Genomic DNA, 18,802 nt, shown 5'->3' on the forward strand with positions numbered 1-18,802 from the left:
TGACCGGGGCGAGCGCAGCGACGGGGCAGGTGACCGGGGCGAGCGCAGCGACGGGGAAGGTGACCGGGGCGAGCGCAGCGACGGGGGAAGTGGCCGGGGCGAGCGCAGCGACGGGGGAAGTGAGGCGACGGCGGTGACGGTGATTCTGCTCGACCCGTACCGGCCCGGATCGGTGCCGCTCGAGGCGGTGCCGCTGCTGACCGGGCCGCTCGACTGCACCGACGACGTTCCGGCAAAGGTGTGCGAAATCCTCGGTGCCACCGTGGGATCCGGGGCCGAGACACTGATCGCCGTCGACCCGGAGCACGAGGCGGTGCGTGAACGCGTACGGCGGGGAGAGCGGGTGATCGCCGCTCCGCCCGCTCCGGGGGAGCGCCTGCTGCGTGCCGTGGACGTGATGGACCGGCTGTGGGGATTCGGTGGCTGGGAGGTCACCCAGACGCACGACTCGTTGCGCCGCTACCTGCTCGAGGAGACGTACGAGCTGCTGGACGCGATCGAGGAGGGCGACCCGCACGGTCTGCGCGAGGAACTCGGAGACCTGCTGCTCCAGGTGCTGTTCCACTCGCGAATCGCCGAGGAGTCCGGAACCGATCCGTTCACGGTCGACGACGTCGCCGACACGCTCGTCGCCAAGCTCGCGTCGCGCAGCCCGCACCTGACCAACGGTCACTCCGGCCCGATCGACGTGGCCGAGCAGGAGGCGGCGTGGGAGGTGGCGAAAGCGGCGGAGAAGGCGCGGCCCTCCTGCCTGGACGGCATCGCGACGGCACAGCCGGCGTTGGCCCTGACCGACAAGGTGATCGCCCGGGCCACCCGGGCCGGACTCCCCGCGCATCTCGTCCCGCCCGAACTCCGGACGGTGCACGTCACCGGCGACGGTGGCGCGGAGGACGCGCTGCGCAGCGCGACGCTGCAGTTCGTCGCGACGGTGCGCGCGACCGAGAAGGCCGCTCACGCCGACGGCGTGCCGTACGGCGGTCTCGATGCGGATACATGGGTGCGTTACTGGGAGAAGTGAGTCCCGACCGGCGCTTCTCCGAGCCGCCGCGGCTCCGCACGGGCACGCAGCGCCGGGGCGACGGGCCGGCCGTGCAGGAGGCCGGTGACCCCGCCCGCGTCGAGGGCCTGCCGGTACACCGCGAGGGCGCCGCGCGCTGCCTCCACGGTCTCCTCGAGGTCGGCGTCGGTGTGGGCCGCCGAGATCACGAACGACTGTCCGAGCACACCCCGGACGAGCATCTCCTGCAGGAACAGCGTGCGAAATTCCTGCGAGGGAAGCAGATTCAGGTCACGGGTGACGAAGATCAGGCAGGACGGGCGTCCGACCACCTGGACGTAGCGGCCCACGCCGAGATCCGTGGCCGCGGCATTGACGGCGTCGGCCAGCCTGCGACCGGCTGCTTCCATCCGGCCGATGGGATCTTCGGTCGCGTAGGCACGCACCACCGCACGAAAGGCGGCCAGTCCGCCGGACTCCGGTCCGTGCGTGGTCGACAGGAGGAACACCCGGTCACCGTCGGTGCGCAGGCCGCCGAGTTCCATGAACTCGCGCCGGCCCGCGAGCGCGGCGACGGGGAAGCCGTTCCCCATCGCCTTGCCCCAGCACGACAGGTCCGGCCGGACGCCGTACACGCCCTGCGCCCCGTGCTCGGACCAGCGGAATCCGGTGATCATCTCGTCGAAGATCAACAGGGCACCGTGCCGGTCGCACAGGCGGCGCACGCCGGGCAGGAAGCCGGGATCGGGCTCGGCGAGGGCGGTGGCGGCCTCGAGGATCACGCATGCGGTCGGCCTGGCCGACAGGGCCTGTTCGAGCGAGTCGAGGTCGTTGTACCGGAACCGGTGGGTGTGCTCGGTGACCTCCTCGGGGATTCCCGCCTTCATCGGGGTGGTGCCGATGAACCAGTCGTCGACGGAGAAGAACGGCTGGTCGCACGCCACCACGTGCCGACGGCCGGTGACGGCCCGCGCCAGGCGCACGGCCGCGGTCGTGGCGTCGGAGCCGTTCTTGGCGAACTTCACCATGTCGGCGCCGGGCACCAGAGCGAGGAAGTCCTCGGCCGCGGCGAGTTCGAGGGTCGTGGGCCGGCTGAAGTTGGTGCCGTCGGCGATCGCGGCGGCGACGGCATCGACGACGGGGCGGTAGCCGTGCCCGAGCGTCACCGAGCGCAGGCCCATCCCGTACTCGACGTAGCTGTTCCCGTCGGCGTCCCACACGCGGGCACCCGCCCCGCGCTCGAGGACGGGTGCCATGAATTCCGGATACTGGTCGGAGCCCCGGGCATACGTGTGCGCACCGCCGGGCACGATCTCGTGGAGCCGGGCCTGGAGTTTCGTGGATCGGACGAACGAGGGTGGAGAAGAGTGCGGCACTGTCGGCTCCCTTCGACGACGACGCCTGGAGCGAGGGGCGGACACGAGAGGAAGTGGGAGGCTCCGAGGGTACACAGGTATGAGGCAGCGTCATCATTCTCGGTAGGAGTACGCGCGATCGCAACCTTCTCCGGTGTTCCCCAACAACTTCGGGGTTCAATCGGTAGGCCTTGTGCGGTATCGTAAACGGTAACGACCCTCCGCCCTGAACATTTCTACCCGATGGAACGAACAGCCGTCGAGTAGGACGACGCCGCGATCGAACTGTGCTCGATCCGATGGGAGTTTGCGGATGGTGAAGATTCCGCTCGGTCTGTCTGCCGGTGGGGAGCCTCCCATCCGGGTCCTGATCGACAACGGCGAATACTGGCTCAACAACAAAGGTGACCTGGCGTTACTCGATGTCACCGTGCGCCGGATCCGGGCGCGCTGGCCCGACGCCCGCATCGGCGTCCTGACCTACGCACCCGGTCTGCTACGAGCATTCGAGCCTGCTGCCGAGCCGGTCGGGTACCGGCGTGGAGCCCACTGGTCGAGGCTGGGACGGTCTTCTCAGCTGCCGGCACGGTTGGGACCTGCGGTTGTCGGACGAGTCTCGGAAGTGTGGTGGTCCCTGACCAATCCCCCGAGGCGGCAGTTGCGCAAACTGCCCGACTCGGTGCGTCATCCGCTGACACGGATGAAAGAGTGGCGCAGCCACGACCGTGACAGGAACACGGTGAATCGCGCTGCTCGTATTCCGGAGGCGGCGAAGACAGCGTCGCTGATCGTTGCGATGGGCGGAGGCTACCTCGCTGACGTCGACACATACCAGGCAACGCGCACCCTGGATCTGCTCGAATATGCCTGTGAAAAGGGGATTCCCACCGCCGCGCTAGGTCAGGGGATCGGCCCGATCGACGATCCGGTTCTCTTCGCTCGGGCCGCGAAGGTGCTGCCGCGGGTCGATGTCATCGCGTTGCGGGAGGATGTGTGCGGTCCGGACCTGCTGGCGAGGATGGGAGTACCGGACGAGCGGATATACATTACCGGAGACGACGCCGTGGAGCTCGGATATGACGTCGGCCGGCCTGAGATGGGCTCCGATCTCGGCGTTTGTCTGCGTATTGCAGACTATTCGCCCGTGGGGGCTCAGGCTCGGACGAGTGTGCGCCGGTCCGTGCAGGAGTTCGCTCTCGGGGTCGGTGCCACACTCGTGCCACTGATCGTTTCGGAGTACGAGTCGGAGGACCGCCGATCGACGCTGCCGCTGCTCGAGGGTTATCCGTCGGTGGCCGCGCCCCTGGATCGCTACGCACGTGCCCGAGATCTCGCTGCTGCAGTCGGACGGTGCCGGGTTCTGGTCACCGGCGCGTACCATGTGGCTGTTTTTGCTCTGTCTCAAGGTATTCCGGTCGTCGGGCTGTCGTCGTCGAAGTACTACGACGGCAAGTTGGGTGGGTTGAGGGCGATGTTCGGCGGCGGTCTCGAGTTGATTCACCTCGATGCCCACGATCTCGACGACCGGCTTTCCAAGTCGATCCGGGAACTGTGGGACGCGGCTCCGCAACTACGTCCGGTACTACGGGAGCGGGCGCGGGCTCAGGTCGCGGCAAGTCGAGAAGCCTACGAGCGGATGTTCGGTCTGGTCGAACGGGCTTCCGGTGCATCCGCACAGTCCATGCTCGATCGGCAGTCGAGCGTTTGATTCGCGGCCGAGTGCACGAGTGCAGGTGTACCGAGAGCGCAGGCAATATCGCGAGCGCAGGTAATCTCGCAAGGGACCATCCGAACCTGAAGGCTCCGAACCTGAATGCGCGAGGCCGCTCCCGGCCGATCGGCATGGGTGCAGTTTCCCTGCACTACAGTCGATTCCCGCCCTACAGGAACCTGGCCTAGAGCAGTACCCGACCTGCAGCAGTACCTGACCTACGGCCTGACCTACGGTCCTGACCTAGGGACCCGGTCGGTAAACGGGCCTGGTCCGGGGCGAGCCGTTCGGTGTCTTCTCATCCGGGACGGCGCATACGTGCGGTTTCGGCCTCATGTGTGCCGGCCTCGTGTGTGTCCGCCACCACGGGTGTGTCCGACGCTGCGACCTGCTCGAGTTGCGCGCGGAGCAGTTGCTGTTGCTGCCACATCTCCGACGTGATCGCCCAGAGGTCGTGATCTCGGCGCAGTCCGCCGACGTCGAGATAGCTGGACATGGTGCCCTCGCGTCGGCACCCGAGAAGCTGCACCGTACGTGCTGCCGCCACATTCTCCGTGCAGATGGCAGCCGAGATCCGGCGCAGCCCGAGAGTGCCGAAGAGGTAACTCATCGCCAAGCCGCCGACTGCGAGGCCGATACCCGCGCGGGCGAATCGAGAGTCGATCCAGACGCTCGTCTGAGCGGTCAGGGCCGCGGGATCGATGCATTCGAAATTGCACTGCCCCGCGAATCTTCCGTCGATCTCGACCACCAGGGGTAGAGCAGTGCCGGACCGTTCGGCCCGGCGGCGTGCGAGACACTCGCCCACCCACACGGTGACGGTATGGCGGCGGTCCCAGTCGTCCGTGGCGGTCAGCCAGTAGGGCTCGATGAGCCGCTGGTCCCGAAGGCGGATCTCTCTCCAAGCCGTTGCGTCGCCCAAGCGTGGACTACGCAAAGCCACAGTGTGCCCGGCTACCCGGACCGGCCCGAGGAACAGTCGCTTCTGCCGGATCCGACGAGGGTGGGCAAGGTGCCGCATCGACCTCAGGTGGAATCGGCAGGCGGCGATCACGATCGTGATCGCTGTCCGTGGAGGGTCCACATCTGCTCCTCTCGCCCCGACGTACCGCCCCTGCAAACTTACGACCCGTATTCGACTTATAAAGATACTCTAAGTTGGTTTTATCGGGTAGATTCTTACCCGAGTCGGGAATGGCCTTCATGAACTCGGAGCGTCGAAGCGCTCCCCGGTGCTGCGGAGGGGCTGTGGACAGCACACTCAATGATCGGATTCGCCACCTCGCCCGCTACTGGCCCATCGTGGTGCTGGCGACGCTGCTGGCCGTGGGGGGAGCAGTGTGGACGACAGGGCAGAGTGCTACGGAGTACACGGGCCGTTCGGCCTTGATCGTGTCGTCCCAGAATCGCGCGCCGGAACAGGACGCGGTTCTCGTGCAGGGCTACGTGGATCTGTTCAACGACTCCTCGTATCAGGAGCAATTGCGTGTCGTCGGGAGCCTTCCCGCAGACACGTCCTTCTCCGCTCGCACTGCGGCGGCCGGACCGATCCTGTTCGTCGAGGCTACGGCGGGAGACGCGGAGACCGCTGCAGAGGCGGCCCGCATCATGGCCGGAACGTTTCGTGACGATGTCAACTCCGTGCGCGACCGGGGGCGGGAAGGATCCCTCGAGGAATTGCGCCAGCGACTCGACGAAGAGCGATCACGGCCGGGAATCGCCGACAACGTGGCGCTCGCTCAGCTGCAGGCGCAGATCAGCGAGCTCGAACTCGACGCGACCAACCAGATCCAGGATCTGCAGCTGAATGCCGGCGTCTCGGAGGACTCGCCATCCCTCTTCCGGAACGTGGCACTCGGTCTACTGGGGGGAATGGTGCTCGGAGTACTCGTGGCGCTCGCACTCGATTCCGTCATGCGGCGGATCAGCACCACCCAGGATGTTCGGGAGCGCCTCGGTATCGAGTCGCTCGGGGTCGTCCCGGCCGGCGGTTCGACCTCGGCGGATCGAGCACGTCAGCTCGCGTTCCACAACCTCGTGAACACCCTCGCCGCCGGCGAGGTTCGCGGGCTCCGCACCGTCGCCCTGACGTCGCCGACCGGAGGCGAGGTGACAGGACAAGTCGCTCGCCAGGTGGCCCGACGCTGGAGTCGATCCGGCGTCCGTGTCGTCGTGATTCCTCAGAACGTGACGTCGTCGACCGTTGCCGGCGCCGGTGCAGAGGCACCCGGCGATGGACTCCGGGTACTGAGCATGCGGGATACGACCGGTGAGTCTGTGCCGCTGTCCGGCAAACGGCTCGAGGCACTGCTGCAGCAGCTCCGCGGTGAAGCCGACGTCGTACTGTTCGACCTCGCGCCGGTCACCGAGGACGCCGACGCTCAGATCTTCTGCGCGGCGGCACAGAAAACTGTCCTGGTACTCGACCGGCGCCGCGCACGCCAGCCGGACGCGGCAGAGGCCGTCCGATTGCTCACTCAGGTGGACGCCCACCTCCTCGGAGCGGTCGTCGTGGATCCGCGCGGCGATACTTCTGCGCCGTACCCGCCTGCGGAAGAGATCTCCTGGTCCGCTGCTGTGCACAATCACCATGACCTCGGCCGTACCCCTGCGCAGACTCCAGGAATGCGCCCATGACGACGGCAGCGCACCCGGCCACCCGCGGACCGGCGTCGACCGAGCGTCTGCTGCCCCGATCCTTCACAGCCGTCCACCTCGTCCTGATCGCGGCTGCGACGGCGACAGTCCTCGCGATCGCTGCTGTCGCGACCGGGTTTCCAGCGAAGTTCCCAGTGCTGCTGCTCCTCGCGGCAGTTGCAGGCGCAATGGTTGCCGCCGGTCTCCGCTCGCCCGTCGTCGCGCTGTTCCTGCTCCTGTTGACGACGTTTATCCGGGTGGCGCTGCCGCCGATCCTGCCGGTGGATCCGTTCGTACTTGCCTATGCGGGGGTGATTGCCGCACTCGGGATCTGGATGTACACCACATCAGCAGCCGACGCGCGCGTCGGCGCAGTCGAGGCAGCGATGGCGCTGTACGTGGTATGGAACATCGGTTCGATGCTCGCGACGCACCGATACCTTGCGACCGTTCCCGTGACCGGGGCGTCGCTGTCCGTCGCGCGCTTCGTTCTGACCGGTGTCCTGATCCCCTTCACTGCGTATCTCGTGGGCAGATACGTCTTCGTGCGGGTGTCGGCGATTCGAGCACTGCTGTGGATCGTCGCAGTGCTGGCAGCGTACTCGGCAGCAGTGAGCATCATGCAGTTCCTCGGCCCCAAGGCTCTCGTATGGCCGCGGTACATAGTGACGGCTCCGATCTGGGAGGGACGCGCTGTCGGGATCTTCAATCAACCGGTCGTCAACGGTATGGTGCTCATTCTCGGTTTCGCTGTCGCGCTCGTGCTGTCGTCGGAACGCACAGAGCCGCGCTTTCGCCGGCTCTGTGCTGCCGTCATCGCGGTCGCGTGCGCCTACGGTGTGTACTTCACGCATACCCGTGCGGTGTGGCTCGGTCTTGCGCTCGTGATCGTCGCCGGAATGCTGTGGGCACGAGGATTCCGAACCGGATTCGTACTTGCGGCAACCACGGCGGTGATCGCCATCGCCACGAACTGGCAACGGTTCACCGGAACCGATCGTTCGGCCGGGGGCGTCGGCTCACCGGCCGAAGTGCAGGACCGGCTCAACACCGCCGGCACCGCCCTGTGGGCGATAGGGCAGAAGCCGCTGACGGGTTGGGGGATAGGCAGATTCACCGCCGTCAACACCTACCACCACAAGCAGTGGTCGCCGGAGGTGCCGTGGATTCGCGGCTTCGCAATCTCCTCCCACTTCAACGAGCTCGGCATCGCGGCCGAACTCGGGCTGATCGGCCTGGGGCTGTGGATTGCCGTCGTCGTCCTGCTCGCGGTGCGGCTGTTCCGGGCGTATCGGATTCTGCCCGAATACGGACTCGACGGCCGCCGGACGGCCCTTCTGGGCCTGCTGGGACTGATGGTAATGGCGATCACCGGATTGACGGTCGATCTGCGATTCTTCGACTTTCCGAACGCTGCCGTGATGGTGCTGGTAGGGGTCGCGATCGGATGCGCCGACCGGTACACAGCCGAGGCCGGGAGCGTGAAGCGATGACGCGGCGCCATGTCGTGTGGGCGTCGACGAGCATGACCACCCGCGGTGGAGTGGGGAGTTTCGTGCGCACCATGCACGACACGCCGCTGTGGGACCGGTGGGACATCGAACACGTGAGTACGCACCGAAACGGATCCAAGCCCGCCCGGATCGGTGCATTCGCGAACGGCCTCGTCGTCTTCCTTCGTGCGCTGGTCAACGATCGTCCCGACGTGGTGCACCTGCACACGTCGATAGCGGGCAGCTTCATCCGGAAGGCGACGTTGGCCTGGGTCGCGTCCGTCTTCCGAGTGCCGGTCGTGCTGCATGTGCACGGTTCCTCGTTCGACAGATTTCACGATCGCGCGCCCTTCCCGATCCGACTGCTCATCCGTTCGACACTCGCGCGCGCTGCGGTCGTGGTCGCCTTGGGGGAGCGCTGGCGACAACGATTGCAGAAGATTGCACCCGATGCCCGGGTCGTAGTTGTCCCGAATGCGGTCCGACCTGCAACCAGAGTCGACCAGTCCAGCCGGAACGGACCCCTGCACGTGCTGTTCCTCGGCGAGATCGGCGACCGCAAGGGCACATTCACGCTGCTGGAGGCCTGGGCTCGGATTGCGGAAGGGACGACCTCCGCGCACGCACGGTTGACCGTCGCCGGTGACGGAGAAGTAGGGCGCGCGCGTGAACGGGTCCGTGCACTGGCGTTGACGGACACGGTCGCGCTGCCCGGCTGGGTTCCGCCGGAGGCGGTGCCCCAGTTGCTCGACAGTGCGCACGTACTGGTACTGCCCTCGCGTGACGAGGGCCAGCCGATGGCAATTCTCGAGGGCATGGCGCGGGGATTGTGTGTCGTAGCCAGCACGGCAGGCGGAATTCCGGACCTCGTCGACGACTCGTGTGGGGTTCTGATCCCCGCCGACGACACGACTGCTCTGGCCGCAGCCCTCGAACGGGTGCTGTGCGACGAGTTGCTGCGCACCAGGCTGGGCCTCGCGGCCTGGGAGAGAATCCGTTCCGACTTCGATGTGGACGTGGTGTGGCGTCGATTCGACGACCTGTACGAGGAGCTCCGACGATGAGCACGCAACAGCCGGTGAGAGTGATGTTCGTGGTCCCCGACCTGCGGATCGGCGGCGCAGAACGGCACGCGGTGACGCTTCTGCCGCGGCTCGACCCCGACCGGTTCACGGCTCGGTTGATCTGCATCGGGAGCGAAGGGGAACTCTTCGGCGAGCTCCAGGCACAAGGAATTTCCGCCCATGCGCTGCACAGGAGCAAGAGGCAGGCTTTACGGGCGCTCGTCGAGCTCCGCCGGGAGATGCGTCTATTCGCGCCGGACGTAGTGGTGACTCGTGGATACAGCGCCGAGAGTCTCGGCAGGATCGCGGCCGTGTGGGCGCGGGTGCCGCACTTGTCGGTGTGGGTGCACAACTGCGGCGACATCGACCCACGCAGTCGATGGCGTCGAATCTGCGACAAGGTGCTGCAACCGTTCACCGACATGTTCCTGGGCGTGGCACGCGCGCAGACGAGGTACCTCACCGAGGATCTCGGAATCCCGCAGCGCAAGATCCGGGTCGTTCACAATGGAGTCGAGCCGCACGAATTCATCCCGTCACCGAATCGGGATGTCGCAGTTGCACTAGGAATCCCATCGCACGAACCGATCGTGGGAATCGTCGCCGCCCTGCGTCCGGAGAAGGATCACCGCACACTCCTGCGCGCGGCCCGCCGCGTTCTCGCAGAGGTACCCGAGACGCGGTTTCTCGTGGTCGGTGACGGCCCCGAGCGTGCTCGTCTCGAACGGTTCGCGCGTGAACTCGGGATCGCGGACCGCGTCGTGTTCACCGGAGCTCGATCGGACGTCAGGGACGTCCTGCGGGCCCTGGACATCTTCGCCCTCACGTCCTCCACCGTCGAGTGCTTCCCGATAGCGCTGCTCGAGGCGATGGCCACCGCACGTCCTGCGGTGTGCACCGACGTCGGCGGCGTCTCCGAATTGCTCGATGAGGGCACCACCGGGATCCTGGTGCCGCCGGCAAATCCGGAAGCGCTGGCCGAGGCGCTGCTCACCCTCTTGCGTTCGCCGGATCTGAGGTGGCGATTCGGGCAGGCAGCCCGTGCGCGGGTGGAGTCTTCCTTCACCCTGACGCAGAGTGTCGCCGAGAGTGAACGTGCGTTGGAGGAGGCCGCCGGTCCACCCCGGAGTCCGGTCCGGCTCACCCTCGTGCTCGACCGCACCTTCGTCGGTGGAATCGAGACCGTGATGCTCGACGTGTTCCGGCGTCTCGACAGACGTCTGGTCCTACCGCGCCTGGTCTGCCTGCACGAGGCCGGGCCGCTTGCCGACGACTACCGGGACGCCGGCATCCAGGTCGAAGTGCTGGACCGGCGAAACCGTTGGGACCTGACGACGCTGCCCAAGTTGATCGACACGCTGCGCCGGGACCGGACCGATGCGGTGCTCGTCACGCATCATCACCGCGCCGCCCTGGCTCTCGGCCGGATCGCCGCACATGCGGCCGGGGTGCGGGCGGATCTCGTTGCCGTTCACGACATGGATCTCGTATCGCAAGGCGGCAGATGCCTTCCGCGATGGATCGTCGCCTCGTTGTGGCTTGCCGACGCCATGATTCTCCTCGGGCACAGCCAGCGGGACTATCTGCACGCGCACGAGGGCGTCGGCAGATCCCGGTGGAGCCGAACCTCGGAGGTCGTCATACCCAACGGCATCGCGGTGGGGGACCCCCCGACCGGAGAAGACAGGGTGCGCGCGCGGCAGGCGCTCGACCTCGGTCCTGAGGACTTCGTCGTCGCCGTCGTGGCCCGGCTCAGCGCGCAGAAGGCGCACCACGTGCTGTTCGAGGCATTTTCCAAGGCACTTCCGCTGCTGCGTCCGGCACGTCTGGTGGTGGTCGGGGACGGCGAGCGAATGGCAGAATTGATCTGCCTGGCAGAGAAACTCGGTATCGCAGATCGTGTGCTCTTCGTAGGGACTCGTCGGGACGTCGCCGTTCTGCTTCCGGGATTCGACGTGACCTGTTTTTCCTCGGTGCACGAGGCGATGCCGCTCGCGGTACTGGAGTCGATGGCTGCCGCAGTTCCTGTGGTCGCGACCGACTGTGGATGCCTGAGTGATCTGATCACCGACGGCGCGGAAGGATATCTGGTGCCGGTCGGTGACGTGGAGGGACTGGCAGATGGTCTACTCGCATTGTCTCGGGACCCCGAACTGCGAGTGCAGATGGGTAAGCGCGCCAGAATGCGTGTGGAGCAGAACTTCCGGATCGAGGACACGGTGCGCGCATATGAGCAGCTTCTCGTCGAGACCCTGGGAGGGCAGCGATGAAGAGACACATTCTGGTGCTGGTGGAGAACCTCTCGGTGCCGTTCGACCGTCGGGTATGGCAAGAGAGCCGGTCGCTGGCCGAGGCGGGATACCAGGTGACGGTGATCTGCCCGATGGGCGGTGGGCAGGATCGGGAGCCGGAGGTCACGATCGAGGGTGTTCGGATCCTCCGCTATCCTCTCCGCGCCGCCACCGGAGGGCCGGCCGGTTATCTCAGGGAGTACACCGCGGCCCTGTGGCACACCACCCGGCTGGCGCTGAAAGTGCGGCGCGAAGGCCGCGTCGACGCGGTGCACGCGTGCAACCCCCCGGACCTGCTGTTCGTTGTGGCACTCGTTCTGCGTCCGGGCGGAGCGCGATTTGTATTCGATCACCACGATCTCGTGCCGGAGTTGTTCCAGTCGCGCTTTCCCGGGGGCGGACGCATGTTGTACCTTGCGACGAGGCTGCTCGAACGGCTGACGTTCGCGGTATCGGATGCAGTCATTGCAACCAACGACAGTTACCGCCGGATCGCGATCGGGCGTGGACATGTGGCGCCGGACCGGGTCACCGTGGTGCGCAGTGCGCCCGATCTCGAACGATTCGTGCGGCGCGCTCCCGATCCGGAGTTGCGCAGGGGAAAGCGTTATCTCCTCGCGTATCTCGGCGTCATGGGACCGCAGGACGGAATCGACTATCTCCTGCGTGCCGTGGCATATCTGCACCGGGACCTCGGCCGGGACGATGTGCACTGCATCTGTATGGGTGCCGGGGACGAATTCGAGGCCATGCAGGCGCTCGCTCGTGACCTCGGCCTCGACGACGTCGTCGAGTTCACAGGCCGGGTGCCGGACGAGTTCGTGCAACGCTGTCTGTCCACCGCGGACGTGTGCCTCGCGCCGGATCCGCGCAATCCGCTCAACGACCTCTCGACGATGAACAAGATCGTCGAGTACATGGCGATCGGCCGGCCGGTGGTGTCGTTCGACCTCGTCGAGGCCCGTGTCTCGGCCGGCGACGCTGCGCTCTACGCGCCGGCGAACGACGAGAAGGCCTTCGCACGAGCGGTCGACATCCTGTTGAGGGACGACGAGTTGCGTGCCCGCCTGGGGGCACTCGGCCGATCGCGGGTGGAGCAGGAACTGTCGTGGCGGACGTCGCGAGAAAACCTTCTTCGATGTTACGGGGCGTTGTTCCGCGACGACGTTGCACTTCCGCAGGTCGCGGGGTGAGTCATTGGCTGTTGCGCAACAGGACCACACCGCTGTACGAACGTATCGTCACACGATCCGTAGTGCTTCCGTCGTTGGTTTCCGGGTCGGCGGTGCCGGTCAGGTGCCGGAACGTCCCGCCCAGCGCTACGGTCGCCGGCTCGTCGCTGCTGTTGACGAGCACGATGCCGTGGTCGAAGTCGCGGCGGAAGACATTCGGTGCAACCATCCCGATTCCTGCAGTTCCGGAATACTGCGCCTCGACATGTGCGAGCGTCGGATTCGGGGCTATCGGGTCGCCGAGGTATCCGCTGCCGAGCCCACCGCCGTCCATCTCGTCGATGTATGCGGGTTCGCCGTAGTCGGATCCCATGGGCGCCCAGTAGCCGTCCTGCAGAAGTGTGGCTGTCAGGAAGAACCGTGCACGGGTGAGTTCGCGTTCGGAGCTGGGTTGGGGACCGAGCTTGTTGATGGTCATGGCCAGTCCCGGTTCCCGATGATCGCCCCGCGCGGTGAGACGAATGTACTGCTCGATGTCGAAGCGGGGATCACGCTCGGCACGAGGGTCGGCGAAGTTCTCCCATGCCCGCCCGTCGAGTTGTCGATCGCGCAGGGTTCTGTCTCCGTTGGCGACGAGCAGGGCAGTGGGCATGCGGTCGCGCATGATGCGTTCGGCCTCTTCGATTCCCCTGCCCCACGGCATGTCCTCGCCGTAGATCTGCGCGTCCGCCTCATCCGTGCCGTTCCGGTCGATATCCCATCGGTCGGAATCGGCGCTGTAGATTCGGTCGCCCCACACGTCCAGGAAGATGCCGTCCCAGACCCCCTCCGACCACACCGTGTCGACCACCCAGTCGGCCGCGTATCTGCCGAAGGACAATCCGTCCACTTTCGGTCCCTGGTCGGTGAGGTTCGACATCGACGTGTCGGGCCATTCGCTGACCACCGTGCCGTCCGCGCGCTTCGCCAGCCACTCGTCGGGGAACTGGCTCTCTCCGTGAGAATCGAACTGCCAGAGACGATATCGATTGCGCCAGTACTCCTCGGAACCGAGCCGGTCGGGATGGTCGATCAAGTTGACATAGGCGAGGAGGCGCGTTCGCGGGTTTGCTGCCCGGACGTCGTCGAAGAAGTCCCGCGGCATTCGGTGGCCCCACTCGTTGTCGATGACGACGACGTCGTACTGGGCGAGTTCTTGCGCGGTCGGCAGATCGTGCTGGAACAGGAAGTACGTGGCTGTTCTGGGGAACGTGAGGAGGCCTGCGTCGGACGGCACGGGCGGCGGGACGCCGTCGGATGTACTGCATCCCGCGACCGATGCCAGGAGGGCGACGGCGAGGGTCACACACGAACGCTGTACGCGGCGTTGCCACATGGTCGAACCGATCACATGTTCAGACTTCCACGGGGGGTGGCGGTTGTCATCCGTCCGGCGCAGACTGATTTCGAGCGGAGACATGATGAACCTCGGTTGGTATGCACACAGATTGGGTTCGATGAGTGCCCCGGAGGTGGTCTGGCGCCTGCGTGGCGTCGGACGTACTTATCGGTCCGGCGGCAGGTACGGAGTCCCCACGGATTCCGAACTGCTCGGATCCGGTCACCGAACCTGGAGTGATGCCCTGTCGGCATTCCGCGAAGGGGCAGGGGGGGCGTTGCTGTTCGGGAAGACCCGAGCCGAGGAGATCGCGGATCGGCTCCCTCTCCAAGTCGAGGCGCTGATCCGGGCTGCAGAGCGGACATGTGAAAATCGATTCGAGTTCTTCGCCGATCCGGAGGTCCGGCTGGACACCCCGATCGACTGGTGGTCCGATCCGCTTCGAGGTGTGCAGTGGCCGTCGAAACCAGCTCACCGGATCGATCACCGCAGGGGGCCGGGTGACCCGAAGTGGATCTGGGAACTGAACCGGCTGCAGCACCTTCCGTGGCTGGCATCGGCTCGGATGTTCACCGGCGAAGAGCGTTTCGCTACTGTTGCGTTGTCCCAGCTCGATTCCTGGATAGTCCGGAATCCACCGGGATGGGGTATCGCATGGCGCGGTGCGTTCGAGGCGGGTATCCGCTCGATCTCGGTCGCACTGACACTGGACGGACTGCGTGACTCTCCGGCATTGACGGAGGCGCGGTTCGCCCGTGCAGTACGGATGCTTGCGGCCGGTGCGGAACGCTGTCTGCAGGATCGTTCGCGGTTCAGTTCGGCCAACAACCATCTTGTGGGTGAACTGGCAGGGCCGGCGATCGTAGCTCTGCTCCTGCCGGAGCTGCGCCATGCCGCGCGGTGGGAGGCGGACGCGGTCGCTGCACTGGCCGTGGAAGCCGACCGGCAGATTCTGCCGGACGGCGCGGGCGCCGAGCAGGCATTGGGGTATCAGGTCTTCGTCGTGGAGTTGCTGACCGTCGTCGCTGCTGTGCTGTTTCGCAGATACGGTCACGCGCCGGACCGCCTGACTGCCGCAATCTTCCGCAGCAGGGAGTATCTCGAGGCAGTGATCGGTGAGTGTGACCCGGAGCCGCACTACGGCGACGACGACCAGGGATTCGCGGTACGGCTCGGTCCGGAACCACGCCGAACGGTCAGAGAACATCTCGGAATCGTGGATGCTTTCTTGGCTGACAGGCCGGCCGGCGCGGTGGAATCTCCGGAGTCGCTGACGGCGGCGTGGTTGTCGTCAGCGCGTCCTGTGAAGGTCCGGGAGCAGATCACCCTGCGAACGACGGCAGCGGGTTCCGCCTTCGCGCCGGACGGGGGTATGGCAGTGCTGCGGTCCGGCCCACGGACGATTCTCATGGATGTGGGGGCACTCGGATACCTGTCGATTGCCGCGCACGGCCACTCGGATGCGTTGGCGATGAGTCTGAACTTCGCCGGGGAGTCGCTGATCGGGGACCCGGGGACGGGGAGCTACTACCGGAATCCGGAATGGCGCGAGGCCCACAGGAGTACGCGCGCTCATGCGACGGCGTGTGTGGACGGGCTCGACCAGTCCGTACGCGGCGGTCCCTTCCTGTGGATGCGGCATGCGCAGGTCCGGGTTCGTGAGATCGATCTTCTCGGTGGCATCGTCGACGCCGAACACGACGGCTACCGAAGACTTCCGGCGCCTGTTGTCCACCGTCGCCGTGTGATGGCACCACCGACGCTGAAGTCGGTGCTCGTGTTGGACCTGTTCACCGGCCGCGGCCGACACGACGTGCATGTGTCCTGGCCGATGGCCCCCGATCTCGAGGTCGAGCCCGCCGGTGCCGGCCACCGGGCTCGGCGGCGCGGCGTACCGGTGCTGGAACTCGCATATGCGGTCAGCGGCGGGGTCGTGACGACGGAGGCCGTTCGCGGGGACGATGACAGCGCGCTCGGTTGGTGGTCGCGTGAGCTCGAGCACCGCGTGCCCGCGTGGGCGCCGAGCGTCCGTTGCCATGCCGATCTGCCCTTTGTGTGCGCCACGGTGCTCCTTCCGTTTCCTGAGTCCCGTGCACCCGGAGCACATGCGGTGCTGCCGGCTCGGTCGATAGCCGATCTTCGCGTCGACGTCGAGGAAGGCCGGGTGCAAGTGGAGTGGATCGACCTGGACGGTCCACATCGGGTTGCCTTCGAGATGGATCGCGTAAGGACTTAAACCAACCTCAAGTCTGTTATATGCTCGATTGCGAGGTTGACGGTCTGATCTGGGCGGTGAAAACGTGGAATCAGTCAAGTTGGATCATCGGATAGACGCGACGCGCTCGAAGCTCAGCGTCTTCGGTCTCGGGTACGTCGGATGTGTCTCCGCAGCATGCCTCGCGAGCCGGGGTCACTCGGTCGTCGGTTTGGACGTCGATCCCAGGAAGCTCCGATGTCTTTCTCGCGGTGAGGCGCCGGTGGTCGAACGACGGATCGCCGACATCACCGCCGAAGCTGTAGCGAGCGGGCGGCTGACCGTGAGCGACGACCCCGTCCGCGCCGTGTGCGAGACCGATATGTCCATAGTCTGCGTCGGTACCCCCTCGGGGGCCGGTGGTGGCCTGTCCACCGAGTACCTCGAACGGGTCACCGACATCATCGGGGCGGGGTTGGCGGCGAAGGACTCCTGGCATGTGGTGGTCTATCGCAGCACGATGGTTCCCGGCACTTGTGAAAGCCTGCTCGTGCCTCGTCTCGAGGCGGCGTCGGGAGGAAAGCGTGCCGGCATCGATTTCGGCGTGTGCGTGAATCCGGAGTTCCTCCGTGAGGGGAGTAGCGTCGAGGACTTCTTCGATCCGCCCAAGACTGTCGTGGGCGAGAGCGATCCCCGGAGTGGGATGCAGGTCATGGCACTCTACGAAGATTTCGGGGGATCCCGATTCAGAGTTCGGCCGGCCGTGGCCGAGATGGTCAAATACGTGGACAACAGCTTCCACGCGCTGAAGGTGGACTTCGGTAACGAGATCGGTGCGATCTGCGGAGCGCTGGGACTCGACTCGCACGCCGTGATGGAGATCTTCGTGTCGGACACGAAGCTCAACATCAGCCCCGCGTATCTCATGCCCGGTTTCGCGTTCGGTGGTTCCTGCCTGCCCAAGGACGTACGAGCTCTCGTCCATACCGCGCGCCGACACGACGTCGAGGTGCCTGTGCTCTCGAATGTGTTGACCTCGAACGAAGTCCACCTCCGCCGCGTAGTCGATCTGGTGCTGTCGCTCGATCGACACCGGATCGGGCTGTTCGGGCTGTCGTTCAAGCAGGGCACGGACGACCTAAGGGAGAGCCCGATGGTGGAGCTCGCCGAACGGTTGATCGGCAAGGGATTCGATCTCAAGATCTACGACGCCGACGTGGCACTGTCGCGGTTGACGGGATCCAATCAGGCATTCCTCGACCATCGCCTGCCGCACATCGGATCTGCACTGACCGACGATCCCGACGAGGTCCTGTCGCACGGTGAGGTACTTATCGCGGGTTCTCGTGACGAACGGGCCGTCGCTGCTCTCGACCGAGCCGGCGCCGACCATGTGATCGTGGACCTGGTCCGCCTGCCTCACGCCGAGGACCGGCGGCGACGTGGAGGCTACGTGGGAACGGGCTGGTAGCCGTGGACGCCGAGTCCCCAGAGCCGTTCTTCAGTATCCTCACGACCGCGTACCGTACCGAGCAGTATCTTCCCGAGGCGATCGAGTCCGTCCTGTCCCAGACCCGTGGCGACTGGGAGTTGATCGTGGTCGACAACGGGTACTCGGACGACATCGCGCGGATTGTCGGCACATACGCCGACGACCACCGGATCGGATTGATCCGACAGGCCAATCGGGGTTACGGCGGCGGAGTCACGGCGGCTGCAGGGACGGCCCGCGGCCGTGTGCTCACAGTGCTCGACAGCGACGACCTGCTGCGGCCCGACTTCTGCGAACGCGTGGGGGCCGTCTTCGAGGCGGAACCACATGTCGCCGCGGTCGGCTGCGACGCGACGCTGTTCGGTTTCGGCGACGGCACCGAACGCGGATACCTGAGGAGTATCGGTTACCGCAGTCGGAAACGTCACGTGGATGTGCCACTGACGTTTTCGGATGTGCTCGGAGGGATCGTGCCCTACTACAGCGGCGCTGTCCGGCGCGACGTGTGGCATGCTGTCGGCGGCTACACGGCCCCCGCCGGTGTCGAGGAGGACGTCCTGCTGTGGTTGCGCATCACGGCCGCAGGCTGGGACGTGCGATTGCTCGACGACCGATTGGCGCGGTGCCGGGTGCGGGCGGACTCGTCCTCGCGCGATCCGTCCCGGGTGGAAGCCTTCGACGAGCGACTGCAGGCGACGTTCCTGTCTCTAGCCGGGGGGCCGGACCAACGTCGTGCCGTGGACCCGACGTTGCGGCGCTTGCGGTACCACCAGTCCCTCCGCCGGGCTCGGTGGGCATTGCTCGAGGGAGACGTGCGCTCGGCTCGCCGCGCCGCGCGCACCGCGTTCGGCCAGAAGCCGAGTCTCCGAACTGCCACTGTGGTCTCGGCACTGGCTGTCGCGCCGGGCGTGCTTCGGCGCGTCCATCCCCTCAAGCAGCACCTCTCGGGCACTGTGCGGCGATACGGCGTCGCGGGTGCCCGGATCGTCCGTCCCGTCCGGGGATCCGGGTGACC

13 protein-coding genes are annotated in these 18,802 nt (G+C 66.2%); 10 read left to right on the top strand and 3 right to left on the bottom strand.

The genetic code is table 11. The features are described 5' to 3' along the window. Positions 1-133 precede the first annotated feature (133 nt). Positions 134-1,021 carry a MazG family protein gene (locus QYS60_RS21510; protein WP_371384257.1) on the top strand — a complete coding sequence of 296 codons (888 nt, stop codon included), beginning with the start codon at positions 134-136 and terminating at the stop codon, positions 1,019-1,021. On the opposite strand, the gene QYS60_RS21515 is transcribed toward QYS60_RS21510, so the two are convergent. Continuing rightward, the gene (locus QYS60_RS21515) at positions 1,006-2,376 is read right to left on the bottom strand and encodes a glutamate-1-semialdehyde 2,1-aminomutase (protein WP_371384227.1); all 1,371 of its coding nucleotides are present in this window, start codon (positions 2,374-2,376) and stop codon (positions 1,006-1,008) included. The two genes, QYS60_RS21510 and QYS60_RS21515, sit on opposite strands and share 16 nt — an antisense overlap. A 292-nt stretch (positions 2,377-2,668) precedes the next feature. Between QYS60_RS21515 and QYS60_RS21520 the strand changes: the two genes are divergently transcribed. Beyond that, positions 2,669-4,063 (top strand): polysaccharide pyruvyl transferase family protein, encoded by a 1,395-nt coding sequence (locus QYS60_RS21520; protein ID WP_371384228.1) that lies wholly within the window; start codon positions 2,669-2,671, stop codon positions 4,061-4,063. A 301-nt stretch (positions 4,064-4,364) separates the two neighbouring features. Here QYS60_RS21520 and QYS60_RS21525 read toward each other — a convergent pair whose 3' ends face one another. Further along, positions 4,365-5,087 (bottom strand): GNAT family N-acetyltransferase, encoded by a 723-nt coding sequence (locus tag QYS60_RS21525; protein WP_371384258.1) that lies wholly within the window; start codon positions 5,085-5,087, stop codon positions 4,365-4,367. Between the two features lie 227 nt (positions 5,088-5,314). Here QYS60_RS21525 and QYS60_RS21530 point away from each other — a divergent pair, with 227 nt between their 5' ends. Genes QYS60_RS21530 through QYS60_RS21550 form a run of 5 tightly spaced genes read left to right on the top strand, consistent with a single transcriptional unit; the run spans position 5,315 to position 12,744 of the window. Continuing rightward, positions 5,315-6,703: a hypothetical protein gene (locus QYS60_RS21530; RefSeq protein WP_003935133.1), complete on the top strand. Its 1,389-nt coding sequence runs from the start codon at positions 5,315-5,317 to the stop codon at positions 6,701-6,703. Then, positions 6,700-8,196 carry an O-antigen ligase family protein gene (locus QYS60_RS21535; protein WP_371384229.1) on the top strand — a complete coding sequence of 499 codons (1,497 nt, stop codon included), beginning with the start codon at positions 6,700-6,702 and terminating at the stop codon, positions 8,194-8,196. The genes QYS60_RS21530 and QYS60_RS21535 overlap by 4 nt, the downstream gene beginning before the upstream one ends. Then, on the top strand, positions 8,193-9,260 hold the full coding sequence (locus QYS60_RS21540; protein ID WP_100246230.1) for a glycosyltransferase family 4 protein: 1,068 nt from the start codon (positions 8,193-8,195) through the stop codon (positions 9,258-9,260). The genes QYS60_RS21535 and QYS60_RS21540 overlap by 4 nt, the downstream gene beginning before the upstream one ends. Next, the gene (locus QYS60_RS21545; protein WP_371384230.1) at positions 9,257-11,530 is read left to right on the top strand and encodes a glycosyltransferase; all 2,274 of its coding nucleotides are present in this window, start codon (positions 9,257-9,259) and stop codon (positions 11,528-11,530) included. The genes QYS60_RS21540 and QYS60_RS21545 overlap by 4 nt, the downstream gene beginning before the upstream one ends. Then, entirely contained in the window at positions 11,527-12,744 is a 1,218-nt protein-coding gene (locus QYS60_RS21550) for a glycosyltransferase family 4 protein (protein WP_371384231.1), read from the top strand. Before QYS60_RS21545 ends, QYS60_RS21550 begins: the two co-directional genes overlap by 4 nt. A 1-nt stretch (position 12,745) precedes the next feature. Here the strand turns inward: QYS60_RS21550 and QYS60_RS21555 are convergent, their stop codons facing one another. After that, on the bottom strand, positions 12,746-14,068 hold the full coding sequence (locus QYS60_RS21555; protein ID WP_371384232.1) for a putative glycoside hydrolase: 1,323 nt from the start codon (positions 14,066-14,068) through the stop codon (positions 12,746-12,748). A 151-nt stretch (positions 14,069-14,219) separates the two neighbouring features. Here QYS60_RS21555 and QYS60_RS21560 point away from each other — a divergent pair, with 151 nt between their 5' ends. The 3 genes from QYS60_RS21560 (at position 14,220) to QYS60_RS21570 (ending at position 18,800) form a co-directional block, all read left to right on the top strand. Next, positions 14,220-16,337, top strand: coding sequence for an alginate lyase family protein (locus QYS60_RS21560; protein WP_371384259.1), 2,118 nt, complete (start codon positions 14,220-14,222; stop codon positions 16,335-16,337). Between the two features lie 64 nt (positions 16,338-16,401). Beyond that, on the top strand, positions 16,402-17,766 hold the full coding sequence (locus tag QYS60_RS21565; protein WP_235157133.1) for a nucleotide sugar dehydrogenase: 1,365 nt from the start codon (positions 16,402-16,404) through the stop codon (positions 17,764-17,766). Between the two features lie 2 nt (positions 17,767-17,768). Beyond that, a complete protein-coding gene (locus tag QYS60_RS21570) occupies positions 17,769-18,800 on the top strand; it encodes a glycosyltransferase family 2 protein (protein WP_371384233.1) in 1,032 nt (343 codons plus the stop codon). The last annotated feature ends 2 nt before the right edge of the window (positions 18,801-18,802 follow it).

Origin of the sequence: Rhodococcus sp. GXMU-t2271 (assembly GCF_041414735.1) — a bacterium.
GTDB classification, from domain to species: Bacteria; Actinomycetota; Actinomycetes; order Mycobacteriales; family Mycobacteriaceae; genus Rhodococcus; species Rhodococcus indonesiensis.

What these genes read in the sequence shown, in the direction of transcription:
- QYS60_RS21535 (WP_371384229.1), top strand. Translation starts at nt 6,700, where the DNA reads ATGACGACGGCAGCGCACCCGGCCACCCGCGGACCGGCGTCGACCGAG.
- QYS60_RS21560 (WP_371384259.1), top strand. Translation starts at nt 14,220, where the DNA reads ATGAGTGCCCCGGAGGTGGTCTGGCGCCTGCGTGGCGTCGGACGTACT.
- QYS60_RS21525 (WP_371384258.1), bottom strand. Translation starts at nt 5,087, where the DNA reads ATGCGGCACCTTGCCCACCCTCGTCGGATCCGGCAGAAGCGACTGTTC.
- QYS60_RS21520 (WP_371384228.1), top strand. Translation starts at nt 2,669, where the DNA reads ATGGTGAAGATTCCGCTCGGTCTGTCTGCCGGTGGGGAGCCTCCCATC.
- QYS60_RS21540 (WP_100246230.1), top strand. Translation starts at nt 8,193, where the DNA reads ATGACGCGGCGCCATGTCGTGTGGGCGTCGACGAGCATGACCACCCGC.
- QYS60_RS21550 (WP_371384231.1), top strand. Translation starts at nt 11,527, where the DNA reads ATGAAGAGACACATTCTGGTGCTGGTGGAGAACCTCTCGGTGCCGTTC.
- QYS60_RS21545 (WP_371384230.1), top strand. Translation starts at nt 9,257, where the DNA reads ATGAGCACGCAACAGCCGGTGAGAGTGATGTTCGTGGTCCCCGACCTG.